Origin of the sequence: Mannheimia pernigra, assembly GCF_013377995.1 — a bacterium.
GTDB lineage: Bacteria > Pseudomonadota > Gammaproteobacteria > Enterobacterales > Pasteurellaceae > Mannheimia > Mannheimia pernigra.
In genome coordinates this window covers 1,032,019-1,051,029 of the sequence record NZ_CP055305.1, presented here as the reverse complement: position 1 = coordinate 1,051,029, position 19,011 = coordinate 1,032,019, and the positions used below count along the sequence as shown (strand labels likewise).

Annotated in this window: 13 protein-coding genes and 2 pseudogenes; 6 read left to right on the top strand and 9 right to left on the bottom strand. The window is 37.7% G+C overall.

Annotated elements, in window-relative coordinates; translation table 11 throughout:
- Nucleotides 1-80 precede the first annotated feature (80 nt).
- The 3 genes from HV560_RS05155 to suhB form a co-directional block, all read right to left on the bottom strand.
- Entirely contained in the window at nucleotides 81-989 is a 909-nt protein-coding gene (locus HV560_RS05155; protein ID WP_176812307.1) for a DMT family transporter, read from the bottom strand.
- A gap of 302 nt (nucleotides 990-1,291) precedes the next feature.
- The gene (gene dxs / locus HV560_RS05150) at nucleotides 1,292-3,157 is read right to left on the bottom strand and encodes a 1-deoxy-D-xylulose-5-phosphate synthase (protein ID WP_176812839.1); all 1,866 of its coding nucleotides are present in this window, start codon (nucleotides 3,155-3,157) and stop codon (nucleotides 1,292-1,294) included.
- Nucleotides 3,158-3,209: 52 nt separating this feature from the next.
- Complete coding sequence (gene suhB, locus HV560_RS05145) at nucleotides 3,210-4,022, bottom strand: inositol-1-monophosphatase (protein WP_159629232.1); 813 nt, start codon at nucleotides 4,020-4,022, stop codon at nucleotides 3,210-3,212.
- A gap of 173 nt (nucleotides 4,023-4,195) precedes the next feature.
- Here suhB and HV560_RS05140 point away from each other — a divergent pair, with 173 nt between their 5' ends.
- From HV560_RS05140 to HV560_RS05125, 4 genes are all read left to right on the top strand, one after another.
- Nucleotides 4,196-5,251 carry a TrmH family RNA methyltransferase gene (locus tag HV560_RS05140; RefSeq protein WP_176812838.1) on the top strand — a complete coding sequence of 352 codons (1,056 nt, stop codon included), beginning with the start codon at nucleotides 4,196-4,198 and terminating at the stop codon, nucleotides 5,249-5,251.
- 20 nt (nucleotides 5,252-5,271) lie between these two features.
- Entirely contained in the window at nucleotides 5,272-6,156 is an 885-nt protein-coding gene (locus tag HV560_RS05135) for an NAD(+) kinase (RefSeq protein WP_159629230.1), read from the top strand.
- Nucleotides 6,157-6,351: 195 nt separating this feature from the next.
- Nucleotides 6,352-7,329: a DUF1852 domain-containing protein gene (locus HV560_RS05130; RefSeq protein ID WP_176812306.1), complete on the top strand. Its 978-nt coding sequence runs from the start codon at nucleotides 6,352-6,354 to the stop codon at nucleotides 7,327-7,329.
- 68 nt (nucleotides 7,330-7,397) lie between these two features.
- Entirely contained in the window at nucleotides 7,398-8,429 is a 1,032-nt protein-coding gene (locus tag HV560_RS05125) for a methionine synthase (RefSeq protein ID WP_176812305.1), read from the top strand.
- A gap of 149 nt (nucleotides 8,430-8,578) precedes the next feature.
- Here the strand turns inward: HV560_RS05125 and HV560_RS10520 are convergent, their stop codons facing one another.
- The 3 genes and pseudogenes from HV560_RS10520 to HV560_RS10510 all read right to left on the bottom strand — a co-directional run.
- Nucleotides 8,579-9,640, bottom strand: coding sequence for a YadA-like family protein (locus HV560_RS10520; protein ID WP_420371387.1), 1,062 nt, complete (start codon nucleotides 9,638-9,640; stop codon nucleotides 8,579-8,581).
- A pseudogene (locus tag HV560_RS10515) lies at nucleotides 9,638-9,742 on the bottom strand (hypothetical protein); the annotation flags it as partial. The pseudogene HV560_RS10515 and the gene HV560_RS10520, both read right to left, overlap by 3 nt.
- A 303-nt stretch (nucleotides 9,743-10,045) precedes the next feature.
- Nucleotides 10,046-10,219 (bottom strand): annotated as a pseudogene (locus tag HV560_RS10510) (left-handed beta-roll domain-containing protein); the annotation flags it as partial.
- Between the two features lie 558 nt (nucleotides 10,220-10,777).
- Here HV560_RS10510 and glyA point away from each other — a divergent pair.
- A complete protein-coding gene (glyA, locus tag HV560_RS05115) occupies nucleotides 10,778-12,040 on the top strand; it encodes a serine hydroxymethyltransferase (RefSeq protein WP_176807998.1) in 1,263 nt (420 codons plus the stop codon).
- Between the two features lie 73 nt (nucleotides 12,041-12,113).
- Here the strand turns inward: glyA and HV560_RS05110 are convergent, their stop codons facing one another.
- Both HV560_RS05110 and fabB read right to left on the bottom strand, forming a co-directional pair.
- Complete coding sequence (locus HV560_RS05110; RefSeq protein ID WP_159629224.1) at nucleotides 12,114-13,382, bottom strand: NRAMP family divalent metal transporter; 1,269 nt, start codon at nucleotides 13,380-13,382, stop codon at nucleotides 12,114-12,116.
- Between the two features lie 336 nt (nucleotides 13,383-13,718).
- Nucleotides 13,719-14,936, bottom strand: coding sequence for a beta-ketoacyl-ACP synthase I (gene fabB, locus HV560_RS05105; RefSeq protein ID WP_176807997.1), 1,218 nt, complete (start codon nucleotides 14,934-14,936; stop codon nucleotides 13,719-13,721).
- Nucleotides 14,937-15,157: 221 nt separating this feature from the next.
- Here fabB and HV560_RS05100 point away from each other — a divergent pair, with 221 nt between their 5' ends.
- Nucleotides 15,158-17,701: a class I adenylate cyclase gene (locus HV560_RS05100; protein ID WP_176807996.1), complete on the top strand. Its 2,544-nt coding sequence runs from the start codon at nucleotides 15,158-15,160 to the stop codon at nucleotides 17,699-17,701.
- Between the two features lie 46 nt (nucleotides 17,702-17,747).
- On the opposite strand, the gene HV560_RS05095 is transcribed toward HV560_RS05100, so the two are convergent.
- Nucleotides 17,748-18,905, bottom strand: a complete 1,158-nt coding sequence (locus tag HV560_RS05095) for a chorismate mutase (RefSeq protein ID WP_176809686.1) — start codon at nucleotides 18,903-18,905, stop codon at nucleotides 17,748-17,750.
- Nucleotides 18,906-19,011: the final 106 nt, after the last annotated feature.

Below are 19,011 nucleotides of genomic sequence, written 5' to 3'. Positions count from 1 at the left end.
GTCGTCCCATCTTTGTATATAATTAACACATAGAATAACAAATATGGTAAACTATCTGCCTATATTCCAACTTGATACAACTATTCTCTTCTATTTAAAGTAGATTTTTTTAATGATATAGTACATCCAATTATTACGATGATTGCTCCAAATACTTGTAATAGGGTTATTGTTTCTCCTAATGTGATATATCCTATAAATGCGGTAGATAATGGTATCAGTAATTGTATTATATTAAATGTCACAACCCCTTCTTTTTGGACAATATAAAAAGCCATTAACATTCCTGTTAACATACCATATATTCCAGCAAGGCTTAAGCCAATCAGAAGGCTAGAGGGAACACTATTAAGTTCCAGTATAGTGTTAGTTTCAATAGATATTATAAGATAAATAAGTCCTGATAAAGTAGCAGTAGAAGCACTTATCACAATTGCGTGCAGGTTTTTTGATACTTTTTTTACAATAAGATTTTGGACAGATTGTATAAGTATAGCTATGCTCAGAAATAGACTACCTTTGATAAAATCATTTCCATCCAAAGAGCTGCCATTATTAAAAACAAAGATCAATGAACCTAAAATTGAAAGTATCGCACCTAATACAAACCACCAACTTTTTACTTTTTCACGCTCATCCTTGTAGAAAATTGCAGCCATACTTACGGCAAGAGGCATAGCAATTATTCCAAAAATACTTCCAGCTAATGCTGAAGTATATTTTATTCCATTAATAAAAAAGAACATATTTAAAGTCATAAAAAAACCAAGAATAATTAGCCAAGATATTATTTTGGGATTTATTATGATTTTTCTTATCTCATTCCTAAATCTTAATATACATATGAAAACGAACACTAATCCACCAGATAAAAATCTAACTGCATTATTATTAATTGTTTCAAAATGTATACTCATATATCTCATTATAGGAAAACCTAATCCCATCAATAATATATATGTTATAGCCAATATAATTCTTGCATTCATATTCTATCCCTAGAGATTAAAGGTTATTTGGAATTAATTTGCCTCATACATCAGGAGATTGAGTTGAACTTCTATATAAGAAATCTCACTCAGCTACGATTACTTTCAAATTAAAAGTATAAATGATGTAAAAAACAAATCAATTTTACTTTTTCGAAAGAGAGATGATGATCACAAAATTTTTACTTTTCCAAGTAAATCAGAATAAAGAAGCGAAAAGCAAGAAAATTATCGCCTCTACTATTCATAAGCAGCAGAGGCAATAAATATAGATAAAGATTACAAGAAAGAGAAATTCTACTTTACAGTTTTGATGAAGACATAAATTGTAGGATCTTCGTTTCAATACCTTTTGCATCTAAACCGAGATCGGCATAAGCCTCTGCTTGCGTCGATTGTGGTACGAAGAAATCAGGAATACCAAGCATTACAAGCGGTCGAATTTTGCAAATATTTTGCAAATATTCATTCACAGAACTGCCTGCCCCACCCTGAATGGCATTTTCTTCAAGCGTAACGAGAAGCTCATATGAGTCTGCCATTTTTTGGAGTAACTCTTCATCAAGTGGCTTAACAAAACGCATATCTACAAGGGTATAGTTGTGTTTTTCTGCCACGATTTTTGCTTCGTCTAATAATGATCCAAAGTTTAGAATGGCGACTTTTTCTCCTTCATAGATTACTCTGCCTTTACCCACTTCCAATTTTTGCATTGAGTGCAATTCTACCCCTTTTGCATTACCACGAGGATAGCGAATAGCGGTTGGTGTATTCATTGTGTAGGCAGTATAAAGCATTTGACGCATTTCATTTTCATCGCTCGGTGCCATAATCGTCATATTCGGAATACAACGCATAAAGCTCAAATCGAACGCCCCCTGGTGGGTTTGCCCATCTGCCCCCACAATACCGGCTCGGTCGATGGCAAAAATCACTGGCAAGTTTTGAATTGCCACATCATGAATAAGTTGATCGTAAGCCCGTTGCAAAAAACTGGAATAAATTGCGACAACGGGCTTATAGCCTGCAATCGCCAAACCTGCCGCAAAGGTAACGGCGTGTTGTTCGGCAATTGCTACATCAAAATATTGTTCTGGAAAACGTCTAGAAAACTCCACCATACCAGAGCCTTCACGCATTGCTGGAGTAATGCCGATCACCTTTTCATCACGTTCTGCCATTTCGCATAACCAATTACCAAAAATATTAGAATATGTTGGTAATGCTTTCAATTTTGGTAGTTCATCAATAGTTGGATCGAACTTTGGCACACCGTGGTAGCCAATTGGATCATTTTCCGCAGGACTATAACCTTTACCTTTTTTCGTACGAATATGCAAAAATTGTGGCCCTTTCAACTCACGCATATTGCTTAGCGTTTTCACTAATTCTTCAATATTATGACCATCAATAGGCCCAATATAGTTAAAGCCCAATTCTTCAAATAACGTGCTTTCTGGTGAGAAGATAACACCTTTCATATGCTCTTCACTTTTTTTCATAAAATTTTTGATAGTGGGTACTTTATCAAGAATTTTTTTACTGCCATCACGCACAGAGGTATAAAGTGAGCTAGAGAAAATGCGAGCAAGATGATTATTTAATGCCCCAACATTCTCTGAAATTGACATTTCATTATCATTTAAGATAACTAACATATCAGTATGCAATGAACCTGCGTGATTTAATGCTTCAAATGCCATACCAGCAGTAATAGCACCATCACCAATTACACAAACCGTTTTTCGTCCTGCATTTTCCTTTTCAGCCACAACTGCGATACCCAAGCCAGCACTAATGGAAGTAGAAGAATGCCCCACACTTAGCACATCATACGGACTTTCTTCTCGCCAAGGGAAAGGGTGAATACCATTTTTTTGGCGAATAGTATGCATTTGCTCACGGCGACCCGTTAAGATTTTGTGAGGATAAGCCTGATGACCCACGTCCCAAATTAGTTGGTCAAACGGGGTCTGATAAACATAATGTAAAGCAACTGTAAGCTCGACCACGCCTAAACCAGAGGCTAAATGACCGCTTGTTCGGCTCACAGACTCCAGCAAATAGGCACGCAGTTCATCAACCACCTCTTGCAGTTTGTCTGTCGGGAGCAAACGTAAGTCTTCAGGGGAGTTGATTTCATTTAACAGAGGATACTTCTTTTCCATCATATTTATTCCCACAATGCTATTTACAATAACTCAATGATATTGTTATAAATTAAGCTTTTAGCTCTTCAGTTAAAGTTGGCTGAATACTGTTTAAAATTTCTTTTACAACACGGCCATTACCAACCACTAAGTTGCCTGATTTTAAATAATCCGTTCCACCAACAAAGTTAGTCACAATTGCACCAGACTCACGTGCAATTAGCTCACCTGCAGCACAATCCCAAGGTTTTAAACCAATTTCAAAAAAACCATCTACTCTGCCTGCAGCAACATACGCTATATCTAGTGCAGCCGAGCCAGTACGGCGAAAATCAGCAACACCATTGTTCATTAACGCTTCAAGCATATTTAAATGAGCCGCACGGTGTCTTAACACTTTAAAAGGAAAGCCTGTGGCTAATACCGCACCTTTTAAATCACGGCGTTCTGCATCAATACGTAAACGGAACTCGTTTAATTTTGCCCCTTCGCCACGCACGGCAGTGAAAAGTTCATTACGGATAGGATCGTAAACCACCCCTACGGTTGTACGGCCATTTTCACGAATGGCAATAGAAACCGAGAAATGCGGTAAGCGTTTTACGAAGTTGGTTGTACCATCTAATGGATCAATTACCCATTGCACGTTTTCATTGCTACCGTTTAGCACGCCAGACTCTTCTGTTACGATTGAGTGATCAGGGTAAGATTTGCGGATCACATCAATAATTGCAGCTTCTGCGACTTTATCAATTTCTGTGACATAATCATTTGTATTTTTTTGTGACACTTGCGTATCTTGAGGCGATTGCTCATAGCCTTTGGCAATAATATTGCCTGCTTTTCGTGCAGCACGAATAGCAATATTTAACATTGGGTTCATATTTCCACCAGATTTTAAAGAACAATTAAGAACTCAGGATTATAAAGAAAGTAGCTTCATAAAGAAATAACAAGCGGTCGTTTCTGAGAAAAAATTTGCAAAAAACTCGCATTTTCTAACCGCTTGCAATTCGGATTCGCTATAATAAGCTCAATTTTAACCACTGTTTAGGCATAAAAATGAAATTTAAAGAAAATAATGCACCTCGCTTTAAAACTAGAGAGGAGAAGAGAACAAATGAACGCAACCCTCGCTTTTCAGAAAAAGGAAAAGCGCAAGGCTTTGAACATAAGAACGAACGAAATGATAACCGCAAAGCTCACTTTCAACGTGAACGCCCTGAGCAGACCTATCCAACCGAAGGCAGAAAACCGTATGGCGAAGGCAGAAAACCGTATGGCGAAGGCAGTGTAAAAATTTGGGTAAAAGGTGGCAATAATTCAAGCAAAGAGAAAAAAACAGGTCCACTTTCTCCACGTGCTCCAGAAAAAATTAAGAAAAACCGCTTAGAAGAGATGAAAGTTTATGGCGAAAATGCTTGCCTTACCTTGTTCCAGCAGCGTCCTGACGCGATTGTGCGTTTATGGGCAACGGTGGAAGGGGCGAAAAAGCTTGGCGAAATGATGAGCTATTTGGCGGAAAACAAAAAAGCCTACCACGTTATCGATCGTGAAGAAATGGAGCGAGTCACCAGCACAGAACACCACGGCGATATGTGTTTGTTAGTGAAAAAATCGCCCTCATTCGTGTTAGAGGGGTATTTACAAGTACCGAAAAAACAAGATTGTTTGGTATTGTTAGATGGTGTAAATAATGCACAAAATGTTGGGGGAATTATTCGTACCTGTGCGTTTTATGGTGTGAAAGGAATAATCACAGAAAATGTAGATAGCCTGAATTCAAGTGCTACCGCTCGTGTAGCAGAGGGCGGTTTAGAGTTTGTGCGAGCGTTAGAAACTAAAAACAAGCAGATTGCTTTGGTGCAACTTCGCCAAGCAGGTTATCAAATTGTGCATTTAACTCGTCATAAGCAAGCTCCCTCTTTAACTAAAACGAAATTGGCAGAGAAAGTGGTATTTGTATTAAGCGAAACAACAGCGAGTGAAATTGCTTATGCAGACGATACCACTATTCAGCTTTCCTTTAGTAATCCGTTAAATAGCGGCTTGAATGTCGCTGTCAATACTGGTATTTTGCTTAACCAATGGTATCAAACCCATATTCTCTAAGCTGATAATAGGAATAGAAAATGAACCAACAAAAACCATTTGAAGTAATTGCCATTGTTGGTACTCCTCGCCACGATAGTGCTTTTGAAACCCATTTGGCCGTTTATAATTGGCTAAAAGATCGTGAGTATAAGATCTTGGTTGAAAAGAATGTAGCAAAACAGATAGCTCTCGAAGAGAGCTACACTTTAGATGAAATCGGGCAACGTGCCGAATTAGTGATTGTGATTGGGGGAGATGGCAATATGCTTGGTATTGCACGTGCTTTGGCGAAATATCAAGTGCCGCTCATTGGCATTAATCGTGGCAATTTAGGTTTTTTAACCGATATTGCCCCTCAAACGGCTTTTGAGCAACTTTATAGTTGCTTGGTTAAAAATGAATATGTGATTGAAGAACGCTTCTTGTTAGAGGCTTATATTGAGCGTAATGGTAAGATTATTTCGTTAAATAATGCATTAAATGAAATTGTCGTTCACCCAACACAAGTTGCTCGCATTATTGAATTTGAAGTTTATATTGATGGTAAATTTGCTTTTTCACAACGAGCAGATGGGTTAATTGTTGCAACACCAACTGGCTCAACCGCTTACTCGCTTTCTGCAGGAGGCCCAATTCTTACCCCAAATATGAACGCAATCGCACTTGTCCCAATGCACCCCCATACGCTGTCGGCTCGTCCTTTAGTGATAGATGGTGACAGCCAAATTTCACTCCGTTTTGCTAAATATAATACCCCTGATTTAGAAGTGATTTGTGATGGGCAAGTAAAGATGAGTTTTACCCCCGAAGATCGGGTATTGGTAAGAAAAAGTGCAGACAAGTTACAATTATTACATTTGAAAGATTATAATTACTTTACTGTGTTAAGCTCTAAATTAGGCTGGGCGAGCAAATTGTTTTGAAGCCCCAAATAATATTCTATTACGTTGTGGGTTTATTGATACAAATTGGTACAAGCGGTTCTTTTTGCGGGAAAATTTGCAAATCAATATGAATTTTATTCATAATCTTCTCAAAAACATATCATTTTTCTTCAAGAAAAATTTATGGTTCAATAAGCTCATCTCAAAACAATAATAACACAAGGAAAATGTAAGATGACTACAGATTTTAAATGCCAAGTTCACACAATCGAATTCGATGAAAACTATGAGCCAGCTCACAGCACTCGTTTAACAACCAACTTTGCTAACCTTGCACGTGGTAAAAACCGCAAACAAAATTTGCAAAATGCTATTGCAATGATCAACAATCGTTTTAATGATTTGGCGAACTGGGACAACCCAAATGCTGATCGCTATTCAGTAAAATTAGATATTGTATCAATGGATATTGATGTTGAAGGCAAGGGGCAATTTTTCCCTGCTATTGAATGGTTAAAAACTTATGTGATCGATCATAAAACAGGAAAGAAAATTGATGGCATCGTGGGTAATAACTTCTCTTCCCATGTACGTGATTACGATTTCAGCGTTTTACTCAACGATTACAATAAAGATAAACCAAGTTTCAGCGTGCCAGAAGGCTATGGTGAATTACATGGCAAATTGTATAAGCATTTGCTTAATTCACCAGAGTACAAAGCCAAATTCCAGAAACCACCAGTAATCTGTTTAAGCGTGGCAACCATTCGCACTTACCACAAAACCACGAATATTCATCCAATTTTAGGCGTAGAATATGTGCAAAATGACTATTCATTAACTGATGACTACTTTGCTAAAATGGGCTTATCGGTGCGCTACTTTATGCCACCAAAATCAGTTGCTCCGTATGCTTTCTATTTTGATAGTAATGCCGATCTGTTAAATGATTACACTAATCTGGAATTGATAAGCACAATAGCAACAATGGAAGCATTTCAAAAAATTTATCGTCCAGAAGTATATAATGCAAACTCAGTTGCAGGACAAGTTTACAAAGCAAGCTTAACTTATAATGATTACTCAGTCACAAAAGTAGAGTATGATCGTGAAGAGCGTACTCAATTAGCAATTAAGCAAGGTAAATATACCGAAGAGCATTTCATCAAACCATATAAAACAATTTTAGATGCTTGGATGAACGAAAAATAGTACGATTAGCCATCGTATGTGGGCGGGTACAGGACCCGCCCATACGCATTTTTATATAGGAAGAACATATGAGCAAAATTTTATTACCCACTTCTACTGCAGGCAGCTTACCAAAACCAGCTTGGCTTGCTGAGCCTGAAAAACTCTGGTCTGAATGGAAATTCAGCGGCAGTGAATTACGACAAGCAAAAAGAGATGCACTTTTAGTTTCACTTGCTGAGCAAACGGCAGCAGGTATTGATATTGTAAGTGATGGCGAACAAACTCGTCAGCATTTTGTAACCACCTTCATTGAACATTTAGACGGCGTAGATTTTAACAAACGTGAAACCGTCCGTATTCGCAACCGTTACGATGCCAGTGTACCCACTGTAGTTGGTGCAGTTTCTCGCCCTAAATCAGTATTTGTTGAAGATGCAAAATTCCTGCGTGCACATACCAATAAGCCAATTAAATGGGCACTACCAGGACCAATGACAATGATTGACACCTTATATGATGCACATTATAAAAGCCGTGAAAAATTAGCTTGGGAATTTGCCAAAATTCTCAATGAAGAAGCTAAAGAGCTAGAAGCAGCAGGGGTAGATATTATTCAATTTGACGAGCCTGCATTTAACGTATTTTTTGAAGAATTAAACGATTGGGGCGTTCGCACACTGGAACGAGCTATTGAGGGCTTAAAATGCGAAACTGCTGTACATATCTGCTATGGTTACGGTATTAAAGCGAACACTGATTGGAAACAAACGCTTGGTTCAGAGTGGCGTCAATACGAGGAGAGCTTTCCAAAACTGCAACAATCAAAAATCGATATTATCTCACTTGAATGTCAAAACTCACGTGTGCCAATGGATTTAATTGAGTTAGTACGTGGTAAAAAAGTGATGTTAGGTGCAATTGATGTCGCCACCAATGTTATCGAAACGCCAGAGCAAGTGGCAGACACATTGCGTAAAGCATTGCAATTTGTTGATGCAGATAAACTATACCCTTGTACTAACTGCGGTATGGCACCACTTTCTCGTGAAGTCGCTCGTGGCAAGCTCAATGCACTTAGTCAAGGTGCAGCGATAATTAGAGCAGAATTGGTGGGCTAGAAAAGCAAAACTTACTATCTTACAAGCGGTCATATTTTCTTATAAAGTTGCAATTTCTAGGCTGACTTTAGTAAATAAAATTAAAGGAGCATTCTCAACAAATGGAGGATACTCCTTAATTTTTACTTAGTCTAAAATACTAATAGCAATTACCAATGCAAGCCTACACTACCACCCAAGGTCACATCACTCGCAGTATTAATACCGGCACCTAATTTAATATGAACTTGGTTATTATCAGAAGAGCGAGCATAACCTACTGCAACTGCTGATTGTCCTTTATAGTTGGCTAATGAAGCTGATAACGCACTTTTCCCAGCACCACTTGAGACTTGTAACATCCCTAGTGCCGATGCACCCGCAATACCTGCTCTTAACTCTTGATTCATTTGGTTTAATTGACCTTTAACATTGCGAATTTCTTGAGCAGTTTCTTCAACATAATTTTTAACCCGCTTGAGCTGACGAACATTCACTACATCGGTATCATTAATACCATCAACAACTTGAGCAATCCTTTGGCTACCTGCATTAATGCCAGCCTGATTAATCTCTAAATCATTCACTTTTACACTGTTGAATGAAACATTATCAGCCGTTGAAATGGTAAAAGAACGATATCCATTTGGGTGATTTTCTTCTTTCACACTAATATTCTTTCCTGCTTTTACATCTACTAAAGCAGGATCACCTTTATCACCTTTCAAACCTTGTAAACCTTGCTCTCCTCGCTCCCCCTTATCACCTTTCAAACCCTGTAAACCTTGCTCTCCTCGCTCCCCCTTATCACCTTTCAAACCCTGTAAACCTTGCTCTCCTCGCTCCCCCTTATCACCTTTCAAACCCTGTAAACCTTGCTCTCCTCGCTCCCCCTTATCACCTTTCAAACCCTGTAAACCTTGCTCTCCTCGCTCCCCCTTATCACCTTTCAAACCCTGTAAACCTTGCTCTCCTCGCTCTCCCTTATCACCTTTCAAACCTTGTAAACCTTGCTCTCCTCGCTCTCCCTTATCACCTTTCAAACCTTGTAAACCTTGCTCTCCTCGCTCTCCCTTATCACCTTTCAAACCTTGTAAACCTTGCTCTCCTCGCTCCCCCTTATCACCTTTCAAACCCTGTAAACCTTGCTCTCCTCGCTCTCCCTTATCACCTTTCAAACCTTGTAAACCTTGCTCGCCTTTTTCTCCCCGCCTTCCAGATGAGGCTGTAATCGAAGAGAGACTATCAATTACAGCATAGAGCTGGCTTCCATTTACAGCATCGGTACTGGTGGCAGAAATTCGACCAGCAGCAACGTTAGTAATAGTGCGAGTTTCTTTATTAGCATCATCGTTCGGCAACACATGAACAACTGGTGGTAGTTCACCATCAAAAGAAAGAATCTCTGGCCTATAGGTAGGCACATCTACGGAGCTATCATCAACAACAAAAGGAACAGGGACAGCATCAACGTTATAAATAGTAGAGCTTACAGTCCCAGTAGCATCAGGATAACTTACCGTTGATTTGCCACCAATACTTACAGTACCAGAAGCTACGCCACCAGCAAATTTATAAACCTTTCCGTTAATCTCTATTTCAGATGTACTAACAGCATTTTCAGAAATAGCGTTTTGTCCTAACGCAACAGAGTTTTCCGCACTAGCCCAGGCATTTTCACCAATAGCTATTGAACCTGCTCCATAAATATTATCGACATAGGCATTTCCTCCAATAGCAATACTTCGAACAGCAAGAGCCCCACTACTCTCTTTATTTTTATTATATTTAGAAAAAGAATCTACATTCACATACTCATTAGCATAAGAAGCTGATGACAAAGACAAAATAATACCACTAACCAAAACAGTTAATAGTTTGAGAGAAATTGGTTTAGATTGATTGATTGATTGATTGATTGATTGATTGATTGATTGATTGATTGATTGATTGATTGATTGATTGATTGATTGATTGATTGATTGATTGATTGATTGATTGATTGATTGATTGATTGATTGATTGATTGATTGATTATGGTTCACAATTACTCCAGACAAGTCAAAGTTTTTATTGAAATTTAATATTCCAATTATTCATTAATTCTTATTATACTAGTATAAATTAGCGATGGAATAATATAAATAAAAAATAGTTAAATTCTACTTTTAAAAAAAGAGATGACTTAATAGTATCACTCTAACAAGCGGTCATTTTTTCAAAAAATTGGTAAATATGCTACTAACTCCATTAGCTTTATAATTCACCTGACTGCGGAAATAAATACTATCCATTAGCCTTAAAAATGCGTAAAATAATAGCAATTTAACTTACGCAAACGTTTACTTAAGCTTTAAAGGAGTCCAACAATGTTAAAACGTGATATGAATATCGCAGATTATGATGCTGTTTTATGGCAGGCTATTCAAAATGAAGATCGCCGTCAAGAAGAGCATATTGAGTTAATTGCGTCAGAAAACTACGCAAGCCCACGTGTAATGCAAGCTCAAGGCTCACAATTAACCAATAAATATGCAGAAGGTTATCCTAATAAACGTTATTATGGCGGTTGTGAATATGTAGATATTATTGAACAGTTAGCAATTGACCGTGCAAAAGAATTATTTGGTGCAGATTATGCTAACGTACAGCCACATTCTGGCTCACAAGCAAATGCTGCTGTATATATGGCATTATTAAATCCAGGCGATACCATTTTAGGTATGAGTTTAGCTCATGGTGGTCATTTAACCCACGGAGCTTCCGTTAGTTTCTCTGGTAAAGTCTATAAAGCAGAGCAATATGGCATTACTGCTGAAGGTTTCATCGATTACGATGCTTTGCGTAAACAAGCACAAGAAGTTAAACCTAAAATGATTGTGGCAGGTTTCTCTGCGTATTCCCAATTGATTGATTGGGCAAAAATGCGTGAGATTGCTGATGAAGTAGGGGCTTACTTATTTGTGGATATGGCACATGTTGCAGGCTTAATTGCGGCTGGTGTTTATCCAAACCCGCTTCCATATGCACACGTTGTTACCACTACAACGCATAAAACATTAGCTGGTCCTCGTGGTGGTTTAATTTTATCGGCATCTGGCGATGAAGAAATGTATAAAAAATTGCAATCTGCGGTATTCCCCGCAGGTCAAGGCGGTCCATTAATGCACGTTATTGCGGCAAAAGCTGTTTGCTTTAAAGAAGCTTTGGAACCTGAATTTAAAGCTTACCAACAACAAGTTGTAAAAAATGCGAAAGCGATGGTAGAAGTGTTTAAACAACGTGGTTTTGATGTGGTTTCAAACGGGACAGAAAATCATTTATTTCTTGTTAGCTTCGTAAAACAGGGCTTAACAGGTAAAGCTGCTGATGCAGCTTTAGGTGCAGCTAATATTACAGTTAATAAAAACTCTGTGCCAAATGATCCACAAAAACCATTTATTACCTCAGGTATTCGTGTAGGTTCACCATCTGTTACTCGTCGTGGCTTTAAAGAACAAGATGTAGTAGCACTAGCAAGCTGGATGTGTGATGTGTTAGAAAGCATTGGTAAAGATAACCACGAACAAGTAATTGCAGAAACAAAAGCAAAAGTACTAGATATCTGTAAACGTCTACCTGTTTATGCATAAAACAACATTAATAACTTAAAAAGAGCAAATAAAAAGGCGAATTAAATTCGCCTTTTTATTTCTTTATTTATGACTAACCAATAATGCCAAACTGCTGTGCTAAGAATAATAAAGCAAACGCAGTCAAATAAATCAAACCAACTACCGCAAGCCAGAACAATCCTCCAGTTACACGATGCTCACCTTTTAACACCAATGAAAAGTTCAACCAAGCGAAAATTGGCGTTGAAACAAATGATGAAATCATTGCAAACTTTAACATTTTCGCTACATCACTCATAAATACACTAATAATCAAAATACCAATTGCTGATGTTACTGTTAGCCAAATTGCCAGCTCCACTTGAGAGTACTCTTTACGCCCAGTTAAAATACGCAATCCTTCTGCATTCGCACGAGAGTAACCATCAACAACCGTAATCGTTGTACCGAACATACACATAAAGGCAATAAATGCAATTAATAATTTAGACCAATCACCAATTGCAAAAGCATACATTTTGATTAGTTGAGCAATATATTTTACGCCAGCTTGCTCAACTTGTTCAGCTGAGCCATATTGAACTAAAGCACCAAGTGCCAAAAATACAATCGCTAGAATTGCTGTGCCGATATAACCTACATTAAAGTCAAAAATACCATCTTGATAGCTAATTTTGCTGAAGCGTTTTTTGGCAATAACCCACATAGAGTTAATCGCTGAAATCTCAATTGGTGCTGGCATCCAGCCCATTAACGCCACAATAAAACCAAGTGAGGCTAAGTTCCAAGGTGATGTCTCAATAAAATCAGGAGCAACTGTAATCCCCCCTTTTAATGCTGCAATAATGACAGCAGTAACGGTAGAAATGGTTAAAGCAATCATAATCCACTTAGAGAGGGAGTCTAAGAAGCGATATTTACCTAAAAGTAACATGCCCCAAGTTACTACAATCACAATTGTGCCTGCTATTGGAATACTTAAATCAAAAGGTAGTCCTAAAGCCGAAAAAAGAAATTTCAAGATTGCTGCACAAACGATTCCCACTGCAGCCGTATTAATCATTGCTGCAATGACATTCAAAATAAAGAAAATGACGAGATAAATATTGCCTTTATCTTTATAACCTTCTAATAAACTTTTACTACTTGATAGCGTGTATTGCACGCCAAAACGAAAAAACGGATACTTAAATAAGTTTGCTAAAACAATGATAATGGCTAATTGCCAGCCATAAATTGCTCCCGCCTGAGTAGAGGCAATAATATGAGAGCCCCCCACAGCAGCTGACGCCATTAAAATACCAGGACCCATTGCGGCAAATTTACTCTGCCACGTTGAACGTTCTACTTGTTCTGTCATATATTCCCCAAGATTATGTATAAGATCTTAAATTAGTCACCATTCTACTCATAAAATAGATAGAAAAATAGATCACTTAATTCAATGTCAAAAAAATGCTAATTTTTTTATTCTACTTAGCAGATTGAAATTTTCATATATAACAAATATACAAATAAAAAATTAGTATTTAACACTATGAAAATAGCAATTTTTAGATAAAAATAAATTTTTTATTTTTTATGAACATTCAAGAATTAGGAGAGCCTGCGGTTAAATTTGTAAATTTTTAGCCAAATTCTGACCGCTTGAGACAATAAAAAAGTGCGTTTCCGCACTTTTTATATTCACATAAGATTATTTTGAATACCGTTGGAACACTAAGCAAGCATTCGTACCACCAAAACCAAAGCTGTTAGACATTACGGTAGTCAAGACTGTGTCTTGACGCTCTGTGACTATATTCATGCCCTCTGCTTGTTCATCAAGAGTCTCAATATTAATACTTGGAGCGATAAAGTTGTTATCTAACATCAATAGTGAATAAATAGCTTCATGTGCACCTGCTGCACCAAGTGAATGTCCAGTCATTGATTTAGTTGAAGAAATTGCAGGTTTTTTATCACCAAACACATTACGGATCGCACCTAACTCCTTCACATCGCCTACTGGAGTTGATGTGCCGTGTACATTGATGTATTCAATATCGCCATTTACCGTTGCCATTGCTTGTTTCATACAACGTTCTGCACCTTCGCCGCTTGGTGCAACCATATCGTAACCATCAGAAGTGGCACCATAACCAACGATTTCAGCATATATTTTCGCACCACGAGCAAGAGCATGCTCTAACTCTTCAATCACTAAAACTGCACCACCGCCAGAGATCACAAAGCCATCGCGGTTTGCATCATAAGCACGACTAGCTTTAGTTGGAGTATCATTATATTTAGAAGAAACTGCTCCCATTGCATCAAATTGAGTTGCTCCTTCCCAGCAAAGTTCTTCTGCTCCACCAGCAAAAATCACATCTTGCTTACCTAATTGGATTAACTCCATTGCATTACCGATTGCATGAGCTGACGTTGCACAAGCTGAACTAATACTATAGTTCACACCTTTAATTTTAAATGGTGTTGCTAAACAAGCTGACACACTTGATGCCATTGTTTTAGTTACCGCATAAGGACCAACCCCTTTCACACCTCGAGGACCACGCACTGCATCTGTTGCTGCTACTTGACCACGAGCTGAACCAATACCAGACCCCATAACCAAACCAGTACGCTCATTAGAAATATGCTCTTCGGTTAGGCCAGAATCTTCAATAGCTTCTCTCATACAAATGTAGGCATAAGCTGCTGCATCGCCCATAAAGCGATAAACTTTGCGGTCAATTAACTCTGCAGGGTTTAATTTAATTGTACCCGCAACTTGGCTACGCATCCCTACTTCAGCAAAATCAGGAACAAATTCTATGCCTGATTTACCTTCTTTTAATGAGGCTAACACTTCATCTTTATTGTTACCAATACTTGAAATAACGCCTAAACCTGTAATAACAACTCTTTTCATTTTGTTTCCTTCATCATTTTGTTCTGAAAAAAATAGTTGGTTGAGCTTACACTTGTTCGCTCAAATAAGCTACTAAAACTTGATTATTTTACAAAAAATCCTGACTGGTCTGAACTCTTTTAATACAAGATTGTATTTCTACTTTTTTAGGCTATTGCCTTACACAATAGTTACTTTTAAGCTAGAATGCTAAATAGCTCACATTTTTAAAGGAAATTGACGTGAAATCACTAACCCTTAAAGCTAATACAGCAACAATAGTGGAAGAAAAAGCTACTAAGGTAAACGAGGGAAGTTTTTACCAAAAATTAGAATTCACTAAAAAAAGAATAGATAAACTCAATACCTATCGGATTGAGCGAGCTATTAATGCAAATAACCAAAGCTTTGTACACGTATTTTCATTACTTCCTTTACTCATTCATCTTAATTATCCAAGCCTGCCTGCTTATGTAGAAAATGCACCGCGAGGAATTTGGAATTTTAAGCTATCTGACTACCAAAAGCATTCGTTGATGTCTTATAGCTTCCAAGAAGCAATTTCCGATCATCATATAAAAAACCAAACTCATTTTGATGCCCTCTACTGTATGGGCAGCACTGGCTCCATTACCCAAACCAGCCTATCCGATTTAGATTTATGGTTATGCTATTCAAACACACTCACCATTGAACAATATAAATTAATGGAGCTTAAAATCACCAAGCTACAAGAATGGGCAAAAACCTTTGACGTTGATATTAATATTTTTTTAATGAATCCAGAGCAGTTTAAAACCCAAACCTATAGTAGCGGTGTAACGGATGAACACAGTGGCTCTGCCCAACATTTTTTCCTGCTTGACGAATTTTATCGTTCTGCAATATTACTTGCGGGTAAACGCTTATTATGGCTACATCTGCATAAAAACGAATATCAAAATGCTCATAACAACCCTGAAATTGATTTAAATGAATGGATAGATTTTGGCGACTTCTCTAGCCTTTCAACCAGCGAATTTTTTGGTGCTAGCCTGTGGCAACTTTATAAAGGTATTAATAATCCTTACAAATCCGCAATTAAGATTTTTCTATTAGAATGCTACGCCCACACTTACCCGAAAACAAAGCTCATTTCGAAAGAGTTTAAGAAAAGAATACTTAGCGATGAGGCGATTGAATATCACTTTGACCCTTATCAAGCAATGCTTGAACTGGTTACCGAACATCTCATTATTCGCAAAGAATGGATAAAATTAGACCGCTTGCGTATCTGTTTTTATGCCAAAGCAATTGAAGGGGAAATCAGAAAAAACTGGCGTACAGAAGCCTTGCAATTATTGGTAGAAGAATGGTGTTGGAGCGAAGCTCAAACAACTTTGTTGCAAAACCGCCAGCATTGGAAAATTAAACAAGTGATGAATCACGAAAATATGCTGATTGATCACCTACTGCAAAGTTATCGAAACTTAATTCACTTTGCCCGAAAATACCACCTTAATCCAAGTATTATGACCAATGACACCGATATTTTAATGCGAAGACTGTATTCTGTATTTGAAGTTCTACCAGGTAAAGTGTCACTGATTAACCCCAAAATATCTTCTAATTTAGCTGAAAGTGCCGTAACCTTTATTGAAGTAAAAGCGGGTAGCTTAATGCAAGCAGGTTGGTATTTAGTCAACCAAGCTCCTAAAAGTCAATATGATTCAAATCTTCGCTATGTTCAGTACAATAAAAGCCCAATCAAACTGATTGCTTGGGGATACTTTAACGGCATTATTAATGTCAACACCCATTTACATACCGTAAGCGATAACTTAAATACGCAGAAACTACGCCAATTTATTACCGATTTACGCTTAACTTTCCCAATTCAAGCATCAGAAATGACACAGGAGGATATGCACCACCCAAATAAAATCCGCAATTTAGCTATTGCGATTAATTTAGTGCAAGATCCAACAGAAACCATTACCGAATTGCCTAAAAAAGTTTATCCAAGCGATCTATTCAACTTCGGCAATGCCCAAAAAACATTAGTTGGCAGTGTAAGTATTATTTATCGCAATGTTTGGAATGAAATTCGCACCCAACATTTTGACGGCGAAGATGCGATTTTAAAAGCCCTTAAATTGGTTTCTAACCGTATTTATCAAGGTGCAGCATCACCCAATTCTGTCAATATTTTTTGTTATAGCAAATATTTACGCAGTGATTTGCGTGAGTTTGTCGCCGACTTAGTCCATAAATGTATTACGATCCAAACAGGCTGTTTATTGCACGCTGATGAGCTACGCCACTTAAAAATTGCAGGAAAAACGTGGCAGGTTATATTCCGTAAACAGACTGTTGGTATTAAGCAGATTGAAGAACAAGCGGTCGAAAATCGTGAAAATATTGCAAATCCAGCCTTGAATATAACAAAAGAAAAAAAAGCATTTCCTCAAAAAATCAGCGAATTTGCCAGCGAGGGCTTCTTGCAATTTTTCTTTGAAGATAACCAAGACAACAGTTTTAATGTGTATGTTGTTGATGAGAAAAATAGTGTGGAAAGTTACTATAACTGCTCTGGCAATAAAGAAGAAAAAATCAGAAAAATCAATAAATTACAACATAATAAGCGACTAAAAACAGAAACTGAAGTTGCATTTGGTAGTTTTAACCACCCACAATTTTATCAGCTGATTTCTCCTAATGGCGAATTGTCTATTGTGCCATTTCAAAGCCGTCAACATTTAGACTACCTAGCAACACAAGAAAGCAAACAAACACAAAGTTGCTAAAAACATAAAGGGCTGCCCTCACTGAAAGCAACCCTTAATTTCTATATTAAAGCTTTACCGGTTCAATAATTTCACTTGGGTAACAGCCTAATACTTTAAGATAACTTGTTACTTGCTCTAATTGTGCTAAAGCATTCTGTGTATTTTCTGAGTGAATATTCGCCTCAAGTTCTACATAAAACATTTCTTCCCAAGGCTTACCATAAATAGGGCGAGATTCCAATTTTAACATTCGGATATGATGATTTTTAAACACGATCAACGCATCAACCAACGCACCCGCTTGTTGAGTCGTGGTCATTAGCAGTAAAGTTTTAGTTTGCACTTGCGGCGAAACTTGAACTGCGTTTTTCGACAACACAATAAAACGGGTAATATTATTCGGCTGATTAGCAATATCGGTTTTAATATTAGTTAAACCGTATAATTTACCGCCATCCTCATTGCCTAACGCAACAATGTTCGGTTTATTTAAACGAGCCACCATTTGCATTGCGTGTGAGCTGCTCTCACAATATTTGATGTGCACCTTATCTAGCGTTGCCAAGAACTGGCTGCATTGTTGAGCTGGCTGTGGGTGGGTGTAAACGGTGTCCACCTCCGCTAAATCCACATTGCCGTTGGCTAACACACAATGTTTAATTGGATACGCCAACTCACCCACTAATGTGAGATCCGTGTGTTGCAATAAATCATACACTTCATTGATCGAACCTGAAGTGGTATTTTCAAGCGGTAACACACCAAAATCCGCTTCACCAAGGCTAACTTTTGAAAAAACTTCATCAAAAGATCCGCAGCTTAATTCCACTATCGAACCTTGATATTTTTTCGCAAATTGGCGAGAGGCCATATTGGAATAAGAACCACGCATTCCCAAGAATGCGATAGAAACCTGCTGCTCTTTCTGTTCATTCAGTTTATTTTGTAAATAATTTTGCTGAGTGAGCACCGAATCTTCAATAATACGTTGGAAAATTTGAGTCACATATTGCGGGTCAAGCTGATAATTTTCCGCCTCAGCAAAATTAACCAACTCTTGAAGTAATACTTTTTCACGCTCTAAATCTCGCAATGGTTTTTGGGTAATCTCTTTGCTTCGCACCACATCAAACGCTAAGCGATGACGCTCAGCAAGTAGTTTTAATAAATTGCGATCAAGGTTGGTGATTTGTGTTCGAATATCGGATAAATCTAAAGACATTGTGCATTCTCTCAATAATAGCTTGCCTGAAATTATAACCTGTTCAAAAATAAAGGAAAGACAAGCGGTTGATTTTGCAATAAAATTTGCAAAAAATTCGGATTTT